Source organism: Actinophytocola xinjiangensis, assembly GCF_001921215.1.
Classification (GTDB): domain Bacteria; phylum Actinomycetota; class Actinomycetes; order Mycobacteriales; family Pseudonocardiaceae; genus Actinophytocola; species Actinophytocola xinjiangensis.
Window position 1 is genome coordinate 1 of sequence record NZ_MSIF01000004.1, and the last position, 18,354, is coordinate 18,354.

15 protein-coding genes are annotated in these 18,354 nt (G+C 73.0%); 7 read left to right on the forward strand and 8 right to left on the reverse strand.

The window, feature by feature from the left end; translation table 11 throughout:
• A partial coding sequence (locus BLA60_RS10435; protein ID WP_425427047.1) for a serine/threonine-protein kinase occupies positions 1–857 on the reverse strand: 857 nt, incomplete at its 3' end.
• Between the two features lie 132 nt (positions 858–989).
• On the opposite strand from BLA60_RS10435, the gene BLA60_RS10440 reads away from it, so the two are divergent.
• Positions 990–1,979: an acyl-CoA dehydrogenase family protein gene (locus BLA60_RS10440; protein ID WP_075132628.1), complete on the forward strand. Its 990-nt coding sequence runs from the start codon at positions 990–992 to the stop codon at positions 1,977–1,979.
• Here the strand turns inward: BLA60_RS10440 and BLA60_RS10445 are convergent.
• Positions 1,965–2,306 carry an MmcQ/YjbR family DNA-binding protein gene (locus BLA60_RS10445; RefSeq protein WP_075132629.1) on the reverse strand — a complete coding sequence of 114 codons (342 nt, stop codon included), beginning with the start codon at positions 2,304–2,306 and terminating at the stop codon, positions 1,965–1,967. The two genes, BLA60_RS10440 and BLA60_RS10445, sit on opposite strands and share 15 nt — an antisense overlap.
• 6 nt (positions 2,307–2,312) lie before the next feature.
• Here BLA60_RS10445 and BLA60_RS10450 point away from each other — a divergent pair, with 6 nt between their 5' ends.
• The gene (locus BLA60_RS10450; protein ID WP_075132630.1) at positions 2,313–3,320 is read left to right on the forward strand and encodes a hypothetical protein; all 1,008 of its coding nucleotides are present in this window, start codon (positions 2,313–2,315) and stop codon (positions 3,318–3,320) included.
• On the opposite strand, the gene BLA60_RS10455 is transcribed toward BLA60_RS10450, so the two are convergent.
• The 5 genes from BLA60_RS10455 to hsaA all read right to left on the reverse strand — a co-directional run bounded on the left by BLA60_RS10455 (position 3,310) and on the right by hsaA (position 11,540).
• Positions 3,310–4,167: an alpha/beta fold hydrolase gene (locus BLA60_RS10455; RefSeq protein ID WP_075132631.1), complete on the reverse strand. Its 858-nt coding sequence runs from the start codon at positions 4,165–4,167 to the stop codon at positions 3,310–3,312. The genes BLA60_RS10450 and BLA60_RS10455 overlap by 11 nt on opposite strands.
• A gap of 48 nt (positions 4,168–4,215) precedes the next feature.
• Positions 4,216–8,439, reverse strand: coding sequence for a S8 family serine peptidase (locus BLA60_RS10460; RefSeq protein WP_154814265.1), 4,224 nt, complete (start codon positions 8,437–8,439; stop codon positions 4,216–4,218).
• A gap of 184 nt (positions 8,440–8,623) precedes the next feature.
• Complete coding sequence (hsaC, locus tag BLA60_RS10465; protein WP_075132633.1) at positions 8,624–9,535, reverse strand: iron-dependent extradiol dioxygenase HsaC; 912 nt, start codon at positions 9,533–9,535, stop codon at positions 8,624–8,626.
• A 17-nt stretch (positions 9,536–9,552) separates the two neighbouring features.
• Positions 9,553–10,386, reverse strand: coding sequence for a 4,5:9,10-diseco-3-hydroxy-5,9,17-trioxoandrosta-1(10),2-diene-4-oate hydrolase (gene hsaD, locus BLA60_RS10470; protein WP_425427048.1), 834 nt, complete (start codon positions 10,384–10,386; stop codon positions 9,553–9,555).
• Positions 10,377–11,540, reverse strand: a complete 1,164-nt coding sequence (hsaA, locus tag BLA60_RS10475; RefSeq protein ID WP_075132634.1) for a 3-hydroxy-9,10-secoandrosta-1,3,5(10)-triene-9,17-dione monooxygenase oxygenase subunit — start codon at positions 11,538–11,540, stop codon at positions 10,377–10,379. Before hsaA ends, hsaD begins: the two co-directional genes overlap by 10 nt.
• 116 nt (positions 11,541–11,656) lie before the next feature.
• On the opposite strand from hsaA, the gene BLA60_RS10480 reads away from it, so the two are divergent.
• A complete protein-coding gene (locus BLA60_RS10480) occupies positions 11,657–12,352 on the forward strand; it encodes a hypothetical protein (protein ID WP_075132635.1) in 696 nt (231 codons plus the stop codon).
• A 2-nt stretch (positions 12,353–12,354) separates the two neighbouring features.
• Here BLA60_RS10480 and BLA60_RS42005 read toward each other — a convergent pair whose 3' ends face one another.
• Positions 12,355–14,142: an FAD-dependent oxidoreductase gene (locus BLA60_RS42005; RefSeq protein WP_075132636.1), complete on the reverse strand. Its 1,788-nt coding sequence runs from the start codon at positions 14,140–14,142 to the stop codon at positions 12,355–12,357.
• On the opposite strand from BLA60_RS42005, the gene kstD reads away from it, so the two are divergent.
• Genes kstD through BLA60_RS10505 form a run of 4 tightly spaced genes read left to right on the forward strand, consistent with a single transcriptional unit; the run spans position 14,141 to position 18,348 of the window.
• The gene (kstD, locus tag BLA60_RS10490; RefSeq protein WP_075132637.1) at positions 14,141–15,850 is read left to right on the forward strand and encodes a 3-oxosteroid 1-dehydrogenase; all 1,710 of its coding nucleotides are present in this window, start codon (positions 14,141–14,143) and stop codon (positions 15,848–15,850) included. The two genes, BLA60_RS42005 and kstD, sit on opposite strands and share 2 nt — an antisense overlap.
• Complete coding sequence (locus tag BLA60_RS10495) at positions 15,847–16,977, forward strand: 3-ketosteroid-9-alpha-monooxygenase, oxygenase component (RefSeq protein ID WP_075132638.1); 1,131 nt, start codon at positions 15,847–15,849, stop codon at positions 16,975–16,977. The genes kstD and BLA60_RS10495 overlap by 4 nt, the downstream gene beginning before the upstream one ends.
• Positions 16,974–17,333 carry a hypothetical protein gene (locus BLA60_RS10500; RefSeq protein ID WP_075132639.1) on the forward strand — a complete coding sequence of 120 codons (360 nt, stop codon included), beginning with the start codon at positions 16,974–16,976 and terminating at the stop codon, positions 17,331–17,333. Before BLA60_RS10495 ends, BLA60_RS10500 begins: the two co-directional genes overlap by 4 nt.
• Positions 17,326–18,348 (forward strand): ferredoxin--NADP reductase, encoded by a 1,023-nt coding sequence (locus BLA60_RS10505; protein WP_075132964.1) that lies wholly within the window; start codon positions 17,326–17,328, stop codon positions 18,346–18,348. Before BLA60_RS10500 ends, BLA60_RS10505 begins: the two co-directional genes overlap by 8 nt.
• Positions 18,349–18,354 lie beyond the last annotated feature (6 nt).

Sequence of the window (18,354 nt, forward strand, 5' to 3'; positions counted from 1 at the left end):
GGCGGCGGGAGCACGGCGACCGGCCGGGGCGGGGTCGGCGGCGCCGCGCCGGCCGGCGCGGACGTGGCCGCCGACAGCGCGCTGACCGCCTCCAGCATGCTCGGTCGGCCGGTCGGCTCGGCGCGCATCAGCATCGTCAGCACCCCGGCCAGCGGGCCGGCGTTGCGCGCGGGCGCCACGTTGCCCGAGGCCACCGCGTGCAGCAGGGCCAGCGGGTTGGAGTTCGTGCCGAACGGCGGCCGGCCCTCGACGGCGTGGTAGAGCGTCGAGCCGAGGGAGAACACGTCCGAGGCCCTGGTCGGGTCCTCGCCGCGGGCGATCTCCGGCGCCAGGTACGCGGGCGTGCCGGCGATCCCGGTCTGGGTGGTCACCGTGCCGTCGTCGAGGGCCTTGGAGATGCCGAAGTCGGTGATCTTCACCGTGCCGTTGTCGGCCAGCAGGATGTTGCCCGGCTTGATGTCGCGGTGCACGATGCCGACCGCGTGCGCGGCGGCCAGCGCGGAGGCCACCTGGGCCCCGATCTCGGCGACCTCGGCCGGCGGCAGCGTGCCGCGTTCGGCCAGCACCGCGGAGAGGCTGCGCGAGGGCAGGAACTCCATCACCAGGCACGGGTCGCCCTGGTGTTCGGTGACGTCGAACATGGCGATGGCGTTGCGGTGTTGCAGGCGCGCGGCGATCCGCGCCTCGCGCATGGCGCGCCGGCGGGTCTCCTCGGAGTTGGAGTCGGACAGCGCGTACCGGACGACCAGGTGTTTGATGGCCACGACTCGGCCGAGGCGCTGGTCCTCGGCCTTCCAGACCACGCCCATCGCGCCGCTGCCGACCTGTTCCTGCAACCGATAACGGCCGGCGACCACTGAACCCTTCTCGATCAGGAACTCCTCGTGTTCGTCTGCGCCCGACCCCGAACCCGGTGGAGAGGATATCGAACTCACCTGATCGTGCGGCGTCCTAGGCTGCCCAAGCAACTGTTTGGTTGGATGAGGGGTATGCGGTTGACCGACGACCAGCTGACCCTGCGGCACACCGTCCGCCGCCTGCTCGCCGCGTCCCCGCCCGACCTGTGGCAACGCCTGGTCGACCTCGGCGCGCCGGCCCTGCTGGTGCCCGAGGACCACGGCGGCCTCGGTGCCGGCCTCGCCGAGGTGTACACCGTGCAGTACGAGCTGGGCGCCACCCTGGCCGGCACGCCGCTGCTGTCCTCGGTGCTCGCCGCCACCGCCCTGCCGCCCGGCCAGACCCTGACGGCCGTGGCCGGCGGCACCGTCGCCGCCCTGGCCTGGTCGGCACCCGACCAGGCCACCGGCCGTGTCACCGGCCAGGTCACCGGCCGTGTCACCGAGCAGGCCGGACGCCTGACCGGCCGGGTCACCCACGTCCTGGACGGCGACACCGCCGAGATCCTGCTGGTCGCCGCCGGGGACACCCTCCACCGGGTCGACCCGGCCCACGCCAGCGTGACCCACACCCCCGCCCTGGACCCGACCCGCCCGCTGGCCACCGTCGACCTCGACCACACGCCCGCCGAGCCGCTCGGCCCGTTCGACGCCGACCGGGTCCGTGACGTGGCGTGCACCGCGCTGGCCGCCGAACAGGCCGGGACCGCCGCCCGCTGCCTGGAGCTGACCGTCGCCCACACCCTGCTCCGCCGCCAGTTCGGCCGGCCGATCGGCTCGTTCCAGGCGCTCAAGCACCGGATGGCCGACCTGCACGTGCTGGTCACCACCGCCGAGTCGGCCGCCATGGCCGCCGCCCTGGCCGACCCGGCCGACCTGCCGGTCCGGGCCGCGGCCGCCGCCGCGCACTGCGCCGAGGCGCTGCGCACCGTCGCCGGCGAGATGATCCAGCTGCACGGCGGGATCGCCATCACCTGGGACCACGACGCGCACCGCTACCTGCGCCGCGCCCACGGCGGCGGCCAGCTGTTCGGGACCCCGGCCGCGCACGTCGACCGGCTGGCCCGGCTAGTCGGTTTCTAGCTCGCGCAGCACGCTCCTTGGCGCGCGCAGCCGCCAGGAGTCGGTCAGCAGCTCGGTCAGCTCCGCCACGTCCACCGCCCCCAGCCGAACCAGCACGCTCGGGTGGCCGTCGTAATGCGGCGTGGTGAAGAACTTCGCCGGCTCGGAGCTGACCAGGCCCTGCTTGTCCGCCTCGCCCGCCACGAACACGACCAGCACGTCGCCCTCCTCGCGGATCCTGGCGAACAGCGTGTCCCTGACCCGGAACCCCGGCGTGCCGTACGACGGGCGTTCGGTCGTGTGCGGTAGCGAAAGGGCTACCCTCCGTACGTCGTCCTCGGTCACCATGGAGTCATGGTGCCAGCTCAGGGCGGCGGCGAACCGGATGTCTACCAGCTGGGGTACCTGCTCGGCGGTGACCGCGAGCGGGCCGCGCGGCTGGTCGCCGCCGTCGACCCGCCGACCGTCGAGTCCCTGGTCAGGGCCTGGCTGGCCGAGCCGGACGCGGACTACGGGCCCGGCGGGCTGCCCGCGCTGGGCGCCCTGGCGCCCCGACGCCGCGCGGCCGTGGTGCTGCGGCACTGGGCCGGGCTGCCGGCCGTCGAGGTCGCCCGGATCCTGGACCGCACGCCCGAGGAGGTCGACGAGCCGGGCGAGTGGTCGGCCCAGGAACTGGGGGCCGCCGCCGCTGCCGGCACCCACCGGCGACGCGGGCTGCGGGCGGCCGTCGCCGCGGTCGGTGTGCTGGCCGTCGCCGCCGTGCTCGCCACCGTCCTGGGCGTCGGCTCGCCCGACCAGACCCCCGAGGCCGAGGCGACCGCCCCACCCAGCTGGGTCCCCGGGGTCGACCAGGGCCTGGCCGCGCCCACACCCGGCGTCGGCGCGGTGGTCATCGACGCCAGGGCCCGCCGGCTGACCGACCAGCTCGCCCAGGCCGTCGAACACGAACTGCCCGAGCTGGCCCGGGCCCGCACCGGACCGTCCGGGCCGCTGACCGGCTACACCGAACGGCCGCCGCTGGAGTTCTACACCCGCGCCGAGACCACCCCGCCCGGCACGTACTTCGCCCAGGCCGTGCTTGACGCGCGGGGCGAGGCCGCCCTGCTGCTGCTGGAGGTGTGGCGGGCCGAGCGGGCCCATTGGGTGCCGCGCTGCCACGGCTTCGAACGCGACTGCGCCTACCGCGAGTTCCCCGACCGCACCAGGGCCGAGGTCGAGGAGTTCGTCGAGCCGACCTCCGGCGGGCACGGCCGGCGGGTGACCGCGCTGCGCCCGGACGGGACGTTCACGCGGGTCACCGCCTACGGCCCGGTGCTCGGCCTGGCCGAGATGTTCCGGTTCGCCTCGATCTTCAGCTGGTGAACCAGTCGAGCAGCAGCCGGGCGACCTCGTCGGGCCGCTCCAGGTGCAGGAAGTGCCCTGCGCCCTCGACGAGCTCCACCCGCGACCCCGGCGCCAGCCCGTCGTGGGTGAACCACCTCGGGTCGACACAGCCGTCGTCGGCGCCGGCCAGCAGCAGCAACGGATCCGGCGCCGGCGCCTCGCTGCGCGCCGCCAGCGCGGCCAGCCGGGGGTCGTGCAGGCTGGTGTCGAAGTTGCCCCGGTAGATGCGCAGCGCGTTGCCCGACAGCACCGGGTCGCCGTAGAGCGCGTGCACCCGCTCGCGGTGCTCGCCGGGATCCAGATTCGGCGACCAGGTCGCCCACAGGTGGTCGACCAGCCGGCGGTCGGTGGCCAGCAGCGCCTCCGGCAGGCCGGGCAGCTGGAACAGGAACAGGTAGAACAGCCGCTGCAACTGCGCCGGGTCGGTGAGCATCGCGCCCACCGCCGCCGGGGCCGGCACCGCGCCGGCCGCCCCCCGGCGCACCAGCTCCGGCCACGCCGCCGCGACCCGCTGGACGATCCCCGCGCCGATGTCGTGGCCGAACATGTCCACCGGCGGATCCAGCGCCCTGGCCACCGCGGCGCCGTCGGCGGCCAGGGTCAGGCCGTCGGCGTAGGTCATGTCGTGCGCGGTGGCCCGGTGGTGGCCGCGCAGGAACGGCGCGACGACCCGGCGGCCGGCGGCCACCAGGTGCTGGGCCAGCGGGCCGAACGTCGCCGGATGATCGGGAAAACCGTGCCAGCAAACGACGACCGGCCCGTCTCCCGCCGCGAGCGCGGGGAAGACGAGCCGGTCGGTCTCGACGAGGATCTCCTCGAAGTCCATGGGGTGGCAGGGTAGTCCCGCGACGCCGCCACGCCGCGGGACCCACACCTACCGCACGCCCGCCGGTTCCCCGACGCGCAGCGTGTCGGCGTTGTCCACCGAGATGCCCGCACCGCTGAACGTGTCGGTCACCGAGTAGTCACCGGCGACCCGCAGCAGCAACGACATCCGCCACGTCGCCGACTGCCCGGCGGCGAGCGCCGCGTCCGCGACGACCGTGCCGGTCAGCGCGCCGCTGCCGTCACGGGTGAGCGCCACCCGCTGCCAGGTGTCACCGACCCGCAGCCGCAGCACGACGTCCCTTGGCGCCAGCGCCGCACCGGCACCGACCCGCACCGTCCAGGTCAGCTGACCGGAGTCGGCGGTGCCGGTGTTGGTGGCCGTCACGTCGTACTGGGTGTGCTCGCCGACCGGGAAGCTCTCCCGGGTGTCGGTCACCGCCACCTCGGCCACGGCCGGCGGACCGACCTGGAGCGTGGCGTCGGCGGTGATGTCACCGGAGTAGCCGCCGGTGTCCAGGTCCAGCGCCAGCCGGTACGCGCCGTCCGGGGTCGCCGGGTCGACGGTGAACGTGTACGGCTGGGCGTTCCAGTTGACCGAACCCGCCCGCACCGGCGTCCCGTTCGGGTCGAACAGGCGCAGGATCGGCTTGAGCTCGTTGGGGGCGGCCGCCCGGACCAGGCCCTCGACGTCCTCCAGCGCGGCCCGCTCGGGCAGCGTCAGGAACGGCCGCACGTCGGTGGCCATCACCGTCGCGAACGGCAGGCCGTGCGCGTCGGACACCGACCAGTCCACAGTGGCCTTCCCGTCCTCGCCGACCGTCACGTCGCCCAGCGACACCGTGGCGTCGCCGCCGAAGGTGAAGCTGGTGTCGAACGGGTCGATCCAGTTCAGGCCGCCGACCACCCGGCTGGGCAGGAACCAGTCCTGCTCCAGGTGCCGCACCTCGTGCACGGTGACCGCCTCGTACCGGTCCAGGCTCGCGATCAGCGTGCCCGGCTGGTAGCGGAACCCGTGCGGCGCGGTGCCGGACGGACGCAGGAACACCGATCCGGTGTGCCGCGCGTCGTCGGAGTCCAGCGAGATCTCCGTGCGTACCGCGAAGTCGTCGCCGACACCGTTGGCCGCCGCCGAACCCGAGGCCAGGACCCGGGGCGCGAAGGTGACCGTGTCGTCGTCGATCACGGTGATCTGCCGGTGCAGCAGGTAGGCGTCGCCGCCGTCGGCCGGGGTCGGTTTGCGCACCACCAGGGTGTAGCGGCCGACCGTGTCCGGGATCTCGAAGGACAGCTTGCCCTGCGCGTCGGTCCGGCCGAGGGCCTTCACCGTGGCGCCCGAGATCAGCTCCACGGTCGCGTCGGCCAGCGCGCCGACCGCCGCCGCGCCCGGCGCGTCGGCCGTCACCGCGGTCAGGTCGACCCTCGGCGGGCGCACCCGGAACGAGCCCGTCAGGTGGCCGACCTGCACGGCGAACGTGCCGAGCCGGTCGGGGTCGACCGTCCAGGTCACGGTCTTGGACACACCGGAGTTGAGCTGCACCGGGGTGGTCGCCTCGACCGCGCCGCCGACCAGCAGCGTGGCGTTGTAGGTGCCGGCGGTGTTGCCGACGTTCTTCACCTGCGCGGTGACCGTGACGTTCTCACTGGCCTTCACCACGCCCGGCGACACGCGCAGGTCGTGCAGCGCGTAGTAGGGCTGGTCGGGGTTGGGCGCGGGGGAGGCCCAGGTGACGGCGTTGAGGAACAGGTCGGTGGCCGCCTCGCTCCAGTCGGCCGGGCCACGGCCGGCGGTGTTGCCGTGCGCGGAGAGCAGCACGTGCCGGTTGTTGGCCCGCTGGTCGACACCGACACCGCCGCCCATCGCGCCGTCGACGGTGCGGCCGAGGCTGCCGATGGTCTGGCGGCCCTCACCCTCGTAGCCGTCGAACCACGCGACCCACTTGGCCTGCGTGCTGCCGTCGATCACGATCTTGTCGCCGACCGCGTAGCCGTCGAAGATCGGGTGCTCGGCGGTGACCTCGTAGTACGACTCGGCCGACCCGCTGGTCGTGCTCTCGTCGGTGGTCACCGGCTGGCCGGTGTGCGCGGACAGCTGCTTGATGCCGTTACCGGTGCCGAACGCGTGGTCGGTGAAGATCACACCGGTGCCGTTGGCGTCGGTGGCGTCCAGGAACGCCTGGAACTCGGCCTGGTCGTAGTTCGTCGACATGGTGCCGTAGGCCAGCACGACGGTCTTGTGCTTGGCGGCCTCGGCCAGCTGGTCCCAGTTGTAGATCGCCGTGCCGATGCCCCTCGGCTCGAACACGATGTCGCGGAAGCGCTGGGCGCGGGTGGCCGAGCTGTCCACCACCGCCACCGTCTCGGCCGGGCGGCCGAAGGTGAAGTCGGCGGTCACCGACTGGCCGGCGGTCACCGTGACCGCGACCGGCTCCGGCGCGCGGAAGGTGACGTGCGAGGCCTCGATCCGGTAGTCACCGGCCGGGATCCCGCTGATCGTGTACGTGCCGTCGGCCGCGGTCACGGCCGACAGGTCGCTGGGCACGTCGAGGACCTTCACCGTGACACCGGGGATGCCGGCGCCGGAGACGTCCAGGGTGACCTTGCCGGTGACCGCGCCGTTGGGCAGCGGGGTCAACGCGACATCGGCCGTGGCGAACGAGTTCTCGACGACCTCGACGCCGGTGGTGGTGCCGTCCTCGTAGCCGAAGGACGTCGCGCTGACCGAGTAGGTACCCGGTTCCAGCCGCGCGCTGAACGTGCCGTCGGCGGCGGTGACCGCCGTGCGGCTGCCCGGCTCGATGGTGACCGTGGCGCCGGGGACCGGGTCGCCGGTCGCGGCGTCGGTGATCGTGCCCTCCAGGCCGGAGTTCAGCGCGACGAACCGGACGGCCTCGTAGGCGTCGATCCTGGCCACGCCGAAGCGGGTGTCCGGCGGCTGCTGGGCGTAGCGGTCGTCCCAGAAACCGGTGTCGCCCAACACGTCCTGCGCCTCGTCGACCGACAGTTCGCCGGCCCTGGCCGAGAGCATCAGCGCGACGGTGCCGGCGGTGTGCGGGGTGGCCATCGAGGTGCCGTCCAGCGTGCGGTAGCCGCCGCCGGGCGAGGCCGAGTAGACGTCGTCACCGGGCGCGGAGATGTTGGGCTTGACCCAGCTCTCCGGCCACTCGGCCGGCGGGTCGACCCACTGGTTCTTGCGCACCACGGCGCCGCAGGAGAACGAGGCCACGTTGTCGTTGACGTCGGTCGCGCCGACGCCGACGGCCTCGAACACGTTGCCCGGGCTGCCGGTGCCGATGGACCCGCAGTTGTTGCCGATGGCGAAGGCGGGGAACGTGCCCAGGGCGCGGATGGCCCTGGTCGGGGCGATCATCTCCTCGTAGAACCCGTTGGCGCCCAACGACATGTTGATCACGTCGGCCGGGCGGCCGGCCGGGTTGCCGGCGGAGTCGACCGGGGCGATGGCCCACTCCATACCGGCCGCCACCTGGGCGAACGAGCCGCTGCCGCCGGGGATGACGAGGCCGTGCATCAGCTCGGCGCCGGTGGCCACGCCAATCGCGGTGCCGGAGGTGGCGCCGCCGTGGATCGTGCCGGACACGTGCGTGCCGTGGTAGGCCGAGTCGTGCGGGTTGGTGGCCATCCGGCCGCCGCTGGCGTCGAACTCCATCCAGCCGCCGGGGTACTTCGGGTCGGCGGGGTCGTCGGTGACCATCTTGCCGACCAGGTCGGGGTGGGTGATGTCGACGCCGGTGTCCAGGGTCGCCACCCGCACGCCGGACCCGGTCACGCCCAGCTCGTCCCAGACGCGGTCGGCCTGGATCTTGTCCAGGCCCCAGGTCAGGTCGGCCGTCGGCGCGACGTCGTTGGTCGACGGCGTCGGTTCCGGTGCGGTGAGCTCGAAGTTCGGGATGACGCGCTGCACGCCGGGTGCCTCGGCGAGCGCGTTCACGGCGTTGGTGCTGGCGGGAATCTCGACCAGCAGCATGTTGGTGATCCAGAACCGGTTGACGACCGTGGCGGTCTCGCCGATGGCCTCCTGCGCCTCCGCCTGGGTCTGGGCCGCGTGGTCGCGCAGACTGGCGAGGATCTGCTCCCGGTCGCCGTCGAGGTCGGCGGTGTTGGGCAGCATCATGAGGGCCTGGACGGACTCATCCTCCCCGGCGGCCGCGATCTGGGCGATCAGCTCCGGTGCGATCGGGGCGGCGGAGGATACGTCGGGTTGGAAGGCTGGGGCAAGGGTGACGAACAGTCCTGCTGCGGCTGCGATCGCCACCCAGGGTCTGGCCGCGCTACGCGGCCAAGGTCTGCGCAAGGACGGACGGGGCATGCGTGCCTCCTCAAGAGCGAGATTTTCGCTCCCTTGAGGATGATTGAAATTTCCCCACCGTCAATGCGCTGCATGGTCTATCACAGCAGGTCCGTCTGCTGTCGACCCAGCGTGACCGCTTTGCGTCATGTCATGATCCGGAAGAGCGGGCCCCGATCGAGAAGTCATGACCCCACAACGAAACCGCCGTGCTCTCCCGGGCGATCCAGGACTCGTCGGCCACCTGCCGGCCCTCACAGCCGACCTCGACGTCGAACCCGCCGGGCGTGCGCATGTAGAACGAGAGCATCAGGTCGTTCACGTGCCGGCCCAGCGTCGCCGACATCGGCACCTTCCGGCGCAACGCCCGGTCGTGACACAGGCCGACGTCGTCGGTGCTCGCCAGCTCGATCATCAGGTGCACGATGCCCGAAGGCGTTGGCATCGGCAGGAAAGCGAGGCTGTGGTGGCGCGGGTTGCAGCCGAAGAACCGCAGCCACGCCGGCTCGCCGTCACCCGGCCGGCCCACCAGTCGCGGCGGCAGACGCATCGAGTCCCGCAACCGGAAACCCAGGACGTCCCGGTAGAAACGCAACGCCTCCACATCGTCGCGAGTGGACAGTACGACGTGCCCGAGACCCTGCTCGCCGGTGACAAACACGTGCCCGTAAGGGGAAACGACCCGGCGGTGCTGGAGCGCGACACCGTGGAAGACCTCCAGCGTGTTGCCGGACGGATCCTCGAAGGTGATCATCCGATCCACCCGGCGGTCCGCGTGCTGCTCGGCGGTGCCCTCCTTGAACGGCACCCCGGCGGCCTCCAGCCGGCCGCAGACCTCACCCAGCCCGGCGACGTCGGCCACCTCCCACCCGGAGGCGACCAGCCGGTCGGTGTCACCGGGCAGGACCACCAGGCGGGCCGGGAAGTCGTCCATCCGCAGGTACAGTGCGTCGGGATTCGGCCCCGTGCCCTCGACCATCCCGAGTACCTTCAGCGCGAACTCCCGCCACGCCCCGACGTCGGTCGCCTCGATCCGCAGGTAGCCCAGCGAACGGATGCCCATGGCTCCACCTCCGTGCCTCAGTCCCCGAGGAAGTCCAGGACCAGCCGGTTGAACTCGGCGAACCGCTCCAGCTGCGCCCAGTGTCCACACCGGCCGAACACGTGCAGCCGCGCGCGCGGGATGACCTTGAGGGCCACCAGGGCGCCGTCCAGCGGGTTCACCCGGTCCTCCCGGCCCCACACCAGCAGCACCCGCTGGCGCAGCCGGTGCGCCTCGCGCCACAACATGCCCCGCTCCGGATACGCCGCGAACGACGCGCCCAACGACGCCATCGCGGCCAGCGCCCCCGGGTCGGCGGCGTTGGCGTAACGCTGCTCGACCAGCTCGTCGGTGATCAGCGCCGGGTCGTACACCAGGGTGCGCAGGAAGGCGGCGAGCTTGTCCCGGCTCGGCCCCGGCGGCGCGGCGAACTGGTAGAGCCGCTTCACACCCTCGGTCGGGTCCGGCGCGAACACCGACAGGTTCAGCCCGCCGGGAGCCATCAGCACCAGCCGGCCCGCCCGGTCGGGGTGGTCCAACGCCAGGCGCACCGCCGTGCCGCCACCCAGCGAGTTCCCCACGACGTGCGCGCGCTCGATGCCGCGCTCGTCGAGCAGCCGGACCAGCGCGGCGGCGGAGAAGGCGAAGTACTGGTCGGTGATCTCCGGGCGGTCCGAGCCGCCGAAACCGGGCTGGTCGACCACCAGCGTGCGGAACCGCTGCGCGAACACCGGCAGGTTGGGCCCGAAGTTGCTCCAGCCGGAGGCACCAGGGCCGCCGCCGTGCAGCAGCACGAGCGCCTCGCCGGTGCCCTGTTCGTGGTAGTGCAGGCGGAAACCGCCCACGTCGGCGGTGCCCTCGCTCAGATCCACGCGTCCTGCACCTTCAGTCCGAGCTGGGCCTGACCGTACAGGGCAAGCGCTTTCTCCGGGTCGTTGATGGCGTGCACCCGGCCGGCGTGCGCGTCACGCCAGAACCGCTGGATCGGCGTACCGACCTTCAGCGCCCGGCCACCGGCGCTCTCGAAGAGCCGGTCGACGGCGGCGATCGCCGCGCTGGTCGCGTTGACCTGGTCGCGCCGGGTCCGCACACGGAGGTGGAAGGGGATCTTCTCGCCGGCGCTCGCCAGCTCCCACTGCTGGTCGAGGGCGCGCTCGACCCCCAGCATCGCGGCGTCGATCCCGCTGGCGGCCTGCGCCACCCGCACCTGGTTGAAGGTGTCCTCGGCCGCGCGCCCACCGGTCGAGGCCCGCACCCGCGCCCGGGTGTGCTCGACATAGGCGTCGTAGGCCCCGCGCGCCATCCCCACCACCGGCACGGCGATCGAACACGAGAACACCGAGGCGAACGGCAACCGGTACAGCGGCGCGGTGTTCACCGCCTGGCCCGGCCCCTGACAGCGCCCGGTGTCGGCGAAGGACAACGTCCGATGGCCCGGCACGAAGGCGTTCTCGACGATGATGTCGTTGCTGCCGGTGCCCCGCAGGCCGATCGTGTCCCAGACGTCGTCGATGACGTAGTCGTCGCGGGGGAGCAGGAAGGTGCGGAAGTCGACCGGCTGCCCGGCGTCGTCGAGCACGAAACCGCCCAGCAGCACCCATCCCGCGTGATCACACCCGGAGGAGAACGACCAGCGCCCGGAGAAGGTGAACCCGTCCCCGGTGGCGGTGGCGCGACCCATCGGCGCGTAGGAGGAGGAGACCAGGGTGTCCTCGTCGCCGCCCCAGACCTCGTGCTGGGCCCGGTCGTCGAACAGCCCCAGCTGCCACGGGTGACACCCCAGCACGGCCGCGACCCAGCCGGTCGAGCCACAGGCGCTGGCCACGTCGTGGACGGCGCGGTAGAAGAGGTTCGGGTGTGCCTCCAGGCCGCCGTGGCGCCGGGGTTGGAGGAGGCGGAAGAACCCGCTCTGGCGCAGGGCCTTGATCGACTCGTCGGAAACGCGCCGGGCGTCCTCGGTGTCCTGGGCGCGTTCGCGGAAGGCGGGGAGCAGTTCCCGGACGTTGGCGAGCACCTGGTCGGTCACCCGTCCGAGAGTAGAACACGTTCTTGTTTCTGTCGACTGATGGCCCTGTGGACAACTCTTTGGCGTGTCGCCGGCGTTCCGGCAGGCTGGCCATCAACACCGAAAGGGGGGCTCACATGAGCGAGTCTTGGGAGCACGAACTGGCCGAGGTCCGACACCTCGCCGTGGCCACCGACAGGGAGGTCTCCGACTTCCGCGGCGTCCTGCGGGGCCACACGTCCGTCATCAACGCCGTCCGGACGACCCAACTCGACCAGGGCATGGACCTGGCACGGCACGGCGCGACGCTCGACGTGCTGGCGACCGTCCAGGCACGGCACGGCGAGATGCTCGACGTGCTGGCGACCGTCCAGGCACGGCACGGCGAGGTGCTCCACCGCCAGGGCCTGATGCTCGAATCACAGGGCCAGAGGCTCGAATCACACGGCCGGCTCCTCGAATCACACGGCCGACTTCTCGAATCACACGGTATGCACCTGGCCGCCCTGGGACAGCGGGTCAGCATGGGCTTCGCGTCGGTGGACGCCCGATTCGAGCAGGTCGACGCGAGGCTCGACACCGTCACCGGGAAGGTCGGTGCCCTGGAGGCCGGCCAGGAGCGGCTGACGAAGAGCGTCGGCGTTCTGGAGGCGGGCCAGGAACGTCTGGCGGAGAAGGTCGGCCAGCTGGCGAAGAGCGTCGGCGTTCTGGAGGCGGGTCAGGAGCGTCTGGCGGAGAAGGTCGGCCAGCTGGCGGAGGGACTGGCGGGCCTGGCGGCCGGGCAGGACCGGATCGTCGGGTTGCTCGTCGGGCGTGGCGAGGAGGTGGGGTGAGTTCACCATGAGTCGCCGGTGGCGGCGTGGTGGCCGGCCCGGCGGCCGGAGAACACGCAGTCGGCCAGGGACAGGCCGCTGACGTAGGAGTGCGAGCAGATCCCGACGGCGTTGCGGCCGGCCGCGTACAGGCCGGTCACCGCCCCGCCGTCGGGGTCGAGCACCTCGCCGGTCCGTTCGTCCACGGCCAGGCCGCCCAGGGGCAGGATCGGGCAGGGGTAGCCGAGCCTGCGCCCGAACGACAGGTCGATCAGCGTGTACGGCGGCGTCGACAGGGGCGCGACCAGGCTCGGGTGCTTGCCGAACTCGTCGGGGTCCGACCCGTACCCGCGGACGGTCTCGGCCAGGCCGGTCGCCGACACGCCCGCCCGGTGGGCCACCTCGGCGACCGTCCCGGCGCTGACCCGGCCGGCGCCGAGCAGGTACCGGGCCTGCAGGCGCTGGAACCACAGCGTCTCCGCGCGCAGCTCCGCCCGCGCGCGGGCGACGACCGGCGCGTCGACCAGCAGCCACGCCCGCCCGCCGCGCGCGATCAGCCGGTCGCCGATCGCCGCGCCGTAGCTGGACTCGTCGACGAAACGGCGCCCGGACCCGTCGACGAGCGCGCCCCGGACGAACGCGCTCGGCGGGGTCAGGAAACGCCACGCCGACACCGCCGACAACCGGGCCGTCACCCCGCCGGCCTCGACCCCGAGGCGGATCCCGGAGCCGTCGTCGGCGCGGGTGCCCAGGGGCAGTCCGCCCCGGTACGCGGGCGCGTGCTCGCGCATCAGCGCGCGGTCGTTGACGTAGCCGCCGGCCGCCAGGACCACGCCACGCCGCGCTCGGACCCGCCACGGGCGTGACCAGCGGGCCTCGATCGCGGTCACGCCCCGGTGCAGCCTCCTGGCCAGGGCCGGGACATACAGACCGGGCTTGGTCGCCAGGCGGTTCAGCACATCGACCGGCCGCCCGGCCAGCGTCGGTCGCGCGACCCCGGTGGCCTGCCCGGCGGAGGTGGCGCGGTCGGTCTCGTGGGTGGTTTGGTCGGTGGGCGTGGCGTGGTGGGGTTCGTGGGTGGTTTGGTCGGTGGGCGTGGCGTGGTGGGGTTCGTGGGTGGTCTGGCTGGTGGGCGTGGGCGTGGGCGGGTTGGGTTCGCGCGTGGTCTGGTCGGTGGGTGTGGCCCGGTCGGGCTCGTGCGCGGTCAGTGTTCGGCACTCCACGCCGGTCACCCGGCCGGACTCGACGACCAGCCGCACGGCGCGCGTGCGCGGCCGGAACCTGGCCCCGGACAACGCCGCCCCGGCCAGTGCCGCGTACAGCACCCGGCCGGACGTCCCCCGCCCGTGCGCCCGGTGGCCGCGCGGCGCCGGTTCGGCCAGCGACCGGTACGGCCAGGCCTGCTCGCTGCCCGAGTAGTACAGGTAGTACCCGTTCGGCGGATAGGACGTCTTGAACGGGCACACGCTCGCGTCGAACGGCACGCCGTGCGCGGCCAGCCAGTCGATCATCCCGGCGCTGGACTCGCAGAACCGCGCCAGCGTCTCCGGCGACACGGCGTCGCCGACCTCCTCGGACAGGTAGGCCAGCATCGCCGGGACCGAGTCGGTGACCCCGGCCGCGCGCTGGACCGCGGTGCCGCCGCCGGCGTAGACGACGCCGCCGGACACCGCGCTGGCGCCGCCGCCGGTGAACCGGTCCAGGACCACCACCTCCGCCCCGGACTCGGCCGCCTCGATCGCCGCGCACGCGCCGGCCGCGCCGAAACCCACGACGACGACATCCGCCTCGTCATCCCAGTTCTGGGGCATGATAAAAACTATAACCTGTTCTAGTATGAGGTCCATGGACAACCCGGAGCGCACGGTCGACGTCGTGGTCGTGGGGGCCGGCGCGGCCGGCATGACCGCCGCGCTCGCCGCCGCGCACCACGGCCTGGACACCGTCCTGATCGAGAAGGACACCCACTTCGGCGGGTCCGCCGCACGCTCCGGCGGCGGCCTCTGGGTCCCCGGCAACGCGGTCCTCGACGCCGCCGGGGTCACCGACACCCCCGCCGACGCCCACGCCTACCTCGCGCACGTCGCCGGCCCCGACGTCCCCGGCGACCTGCGCCGCGCCTTCCTCGACGCCGGCCCGGAGATGGTCGCGTTCGTCCTGGCCACCACCCCGCTGCGGCTGCGCTGGGTCGCCGGCTACCCCGACTACTACCCGGAGGCCCCCGGCGGGCGGCCCGCCGGCCGCTCGGTCGAACCCCGCCCGCTCGACGCCCGCGTCCTGGGCGAGCACCTCGGCGACCTCGCCGCCCCCTACCTGCGCGCCCCCGCCGGCGTGGCGCTGACCCAGACCGACTACCGCTGGCTCAACCTGCTCGCCCGCCACCCGCGCGGCGTGCTGCGCGCCGGCCGGGTCGCCGCGCGCCGCGCCTACTCGCTGCTCACCGGCCGCCGGCTGCTGACCATGGGCCAGGCCCTCGCCGCCGGTCTGCGCGCGGGCCTGGCCGGGGCGGACGTCCCGCTGCGGCTGGACACCGGGCTGACCGACCTGGTCGTCGCCGGCGGCCGGGTCACCGGCGTGCGCACCACCCGGGGCACGGTCACCGCCCGCGCGGTGGTCCTCACCACCGGCGGGTTCGAGCACAACGAGCGGCTGCGCAAGGAACACCAGCGCCCCCCGATCGGTACCGGGTGGACGGTCGGCTCCCCGGCCAACACCGGCGACGGTATCGAGGCCGGCCTGCGCGCCGGCGCGGCGGTCGCGGTCATGGATGACGCCTGGTGGGGCCCGTCGATCCCGCTGCCGCGCGGCCCGTTCTTCTGCCTGGCCGAACGCAGCCTGCCGGGCAGCCTGCTGGTCAACCAGGCCGGCGAGCGGTTCGTCAACGAGGCCGCCCCCTACGTCGACGCGGTGCACGCCATGTACGACGGGCACACCGACGAGGTCGGCCACATCCCGTGCTGGCTGGTCGCCGACCAGCGCTACCGCAACCGCTACCCGTTCGCCGGTCTCGGCCCGCGCCAGCCGTTCCCGCGCCGCTGGTACGACGCCGGGGTGGTCCACCGGGCGCCGACACTGGCCGGGCTCGCCGGCCTGATCGGCGTCCCGGCCGACGCCCTGGCCGGGACCGTCGACCGGTTCAACGGGTTCGCCGAGTCCGGTGTGGACACCGACTTCCAGCGTGGGCGAAGCGCCTACGACCGGTACTACGGCGACCCGCGCAACCGGCCCAACCCCAACCTGGGCCCGGTCGACCGGCCGCCGTTCCACGCCGTGGCGATCGTGCCGGGCGACCTGGGCACCAAGGGTGGGCTGCGCACCGACGCCGCCGCCCGGGTGCTGCGCCTGGACGGGTCGGCGATCCCCGGCCTGTACGCCGCCGGCAACGCCGCCGCCCCGGTGATGGGCCGTTCCTACGCCGGCCCCGGAGCCACCCTCGGCCCGGCGATGACCTTCGGCTATCTCGCGATCCGCGACATCCTGAAGCGACATCCTGAAGCGACACCAGGAGCACGACGATGACCAGTAGTGTGCGCACGATCGACGTCGGCGCCCCCCGGACCAGGTTCGCCAGGGGCTGGCACTGCCTTGGCCTGGCGGAAACCTTCCGCGACGGCGCCCCGCACGCGGTGGAGGCCTTCGGTACCAAGCTGGTGGTGTTCGCCGCCGCCGACGGCACCCTCAACGTGCTCGACGCCTACTGCCGGCACATGGGCGGCGACCTGTCCCAGGGCAGCGTCAAGGGCGACGCGATCGCCTGCCCGTTCCACGACTGGCGCTGGGCCGGCAACGGCCGCTGTGTGGAGATCCCTTACGCCAAGCGGATTCCGCTGCGGGCGCGGACCAGGTCGTGGCGCAGTCTGGAGCGCAACAAGCAGCTGTTCGTGTGGCACGACCCGCAGAACAACCCGCCGCCGCCGGAGCTGGAGATCCCGCTGGCGCGCGGCGCGTCCGGTCCGGAGTGGAGCGAGTGGACCTGGGACTCGGTGCGGATCGAGGGCTCGAACTGTCGCGAGATCATCGACAACGTCGTCGACATGGCGCACTTCTTCTACATCCACTTCGCGTTCCCGACCTACTTCAAGAACGTCTTCGAGGGCCACGTCGCGACCCAGTACCTGAACTCGCGGGCCCGCCCGGACGTCGCCGCGGGGTCGAGCTACTCGGCCAAGGACGTCATGCTGCGGTCCGAGGCCTCCTACTACGGACCCTCGTACATGATCAACGACCTGTGGCAGGACTACCACGGTACGACCATCGAGACCGTGCTGATCAACTGCCACTACCCGGTCACCGCCGACTCGTTCGTGTTGCAGTGGGGGGTGAGCGTGCGCCGGCTGCCCGGTCTGCCCGACGAGCAGGCCGCGCGGGTCGCCGGCAAGCTCGCCCGCGGCTTCGGTGTCGGGTTCCTGCAGGACGTGGAGATCTGGCGGAACAAGACCAGGATCGACAACCCGCTGCTGTGTGAGGAGGACGGCCCGGTCTACCAGCTGCGCCGGTGGTACGAACAGTTCTATGTGGACGTCGAGGACGTCACCGGCGAGATGACCGACCGCTTCGAGTTCGAGGTGGACACCACGCGGGCCAACGAGGTGTGGGAGGCCGAGGTCGCCGAGAACCTGGCTCGCCGGGAGGCCGAGGTCCCGTGACCAGGTGGGCGAAGGCGCCGGCACACCACGACCCGGCGGCGACCACGGCCGACGCCCGGCGCTTCCTCGACGACGGCCTGACCCCGGTGCGCTGCGGTGGCTGTCCGAGCGAGGTGCTGGTCCGCAAGTCCAGTCACCGTCAGACCAGCGTGCAGTGGCACGCGCCGCCGGCGGCGTCCTGCCCGGAGTTCGCCGAGCGGGTCGCGGCCGGTGAGCTGAGCGCGCGGATCGACACCTGCGGGCAGCTGCGGGCGGCCATCGAGCACGCGGTGGCCACCGGGGCGCTGCCGGTGCCCGGCGGCGGGGACGCCGGGGACGGTGGGCCTGGCGGTGGGCCTGGCGGTGGGCATGGCTGAGCAGCGGTCCTACCGGCTGCGGGTGGCCGAGGTCGTCGAGGAGACGGCCGAGGCCAGAACCCTGGTGTTCGCTGTGGACGGTGAGCACGCGCGGCGGTTCGGCTACCGGCCTGGCCAGTTCCTCACCGTGCGGATTCCCAGCGACACCACCGGTTCGATGGCCCGCTGCTACTCCCTGTCGAGCTCCCCGCACACCGACGACCGGCTGCGGGTGACCGTCAAGCGCACCGGCCACGGCTCGTCGTGGATCTGTGACGAGGTCCGCGCCGGTGACGAGTTGGACTGTCTGCCGCCGGCCGGCGTGTTCACCCCCGCCTCGCTCGACGAGGACCTGCTGCTGCTGGCCGCCGGCAGCGGCATCACCCCGGTGGTGTCGATCGTGAAGTCGGTGCTGGCGGCCGGCACCGGTTCGCTGACCCTGGTCTACGCCAACCGCGACGAGCGTTCGGTGATCTTCGCCGCCGACCTGGCGCGGCTGGTCGAGCGGTATCCCGGCCGGCTGACGGTGCTGCACTGGCTGGAGTCGGTGCAGGGCCTGCCCTCCGCCGCGACGTTGACGGAGCTGGCCCGGCCCTACCGTGGGCGCGAGGCGTTCGTGTGCGGGCCCAAGCCGTTCATGGACGCGGCCCGCGCGGCGCTGGCGGGCGCCGGTGTGCCGCGCCGCCGGGTCCATCTGGAACGGTTCACCTCGCTGGGGGCGAACCCGTTCGAGCCGGCGGAGGATCCGCCGTCCGAGGGCGGTCCGTGCACGCTGTCGGTGTCGCTGGACGGGGTGAGGAGCACGGTGGAGTGGCCGGCCGGGACCAGGCTGCTGGACCTGCTGTTGGACAATGGCCTGGACGCGCCCTACTCGTGCCGGGAGGGTGCGTGCAGCGCCTGCGCGTGCCGGCTGGTGTCCGGGGAGGTGACGATGCTCAACAACGACGTGCTGGAGGAGGAGGACGTCGAGGAGGGCATCATCCTTGCCTGCCAGTCGGTTCCGGTGACCGACGCTGTCGAGGTCAGCTACGAGTAGGGGTCA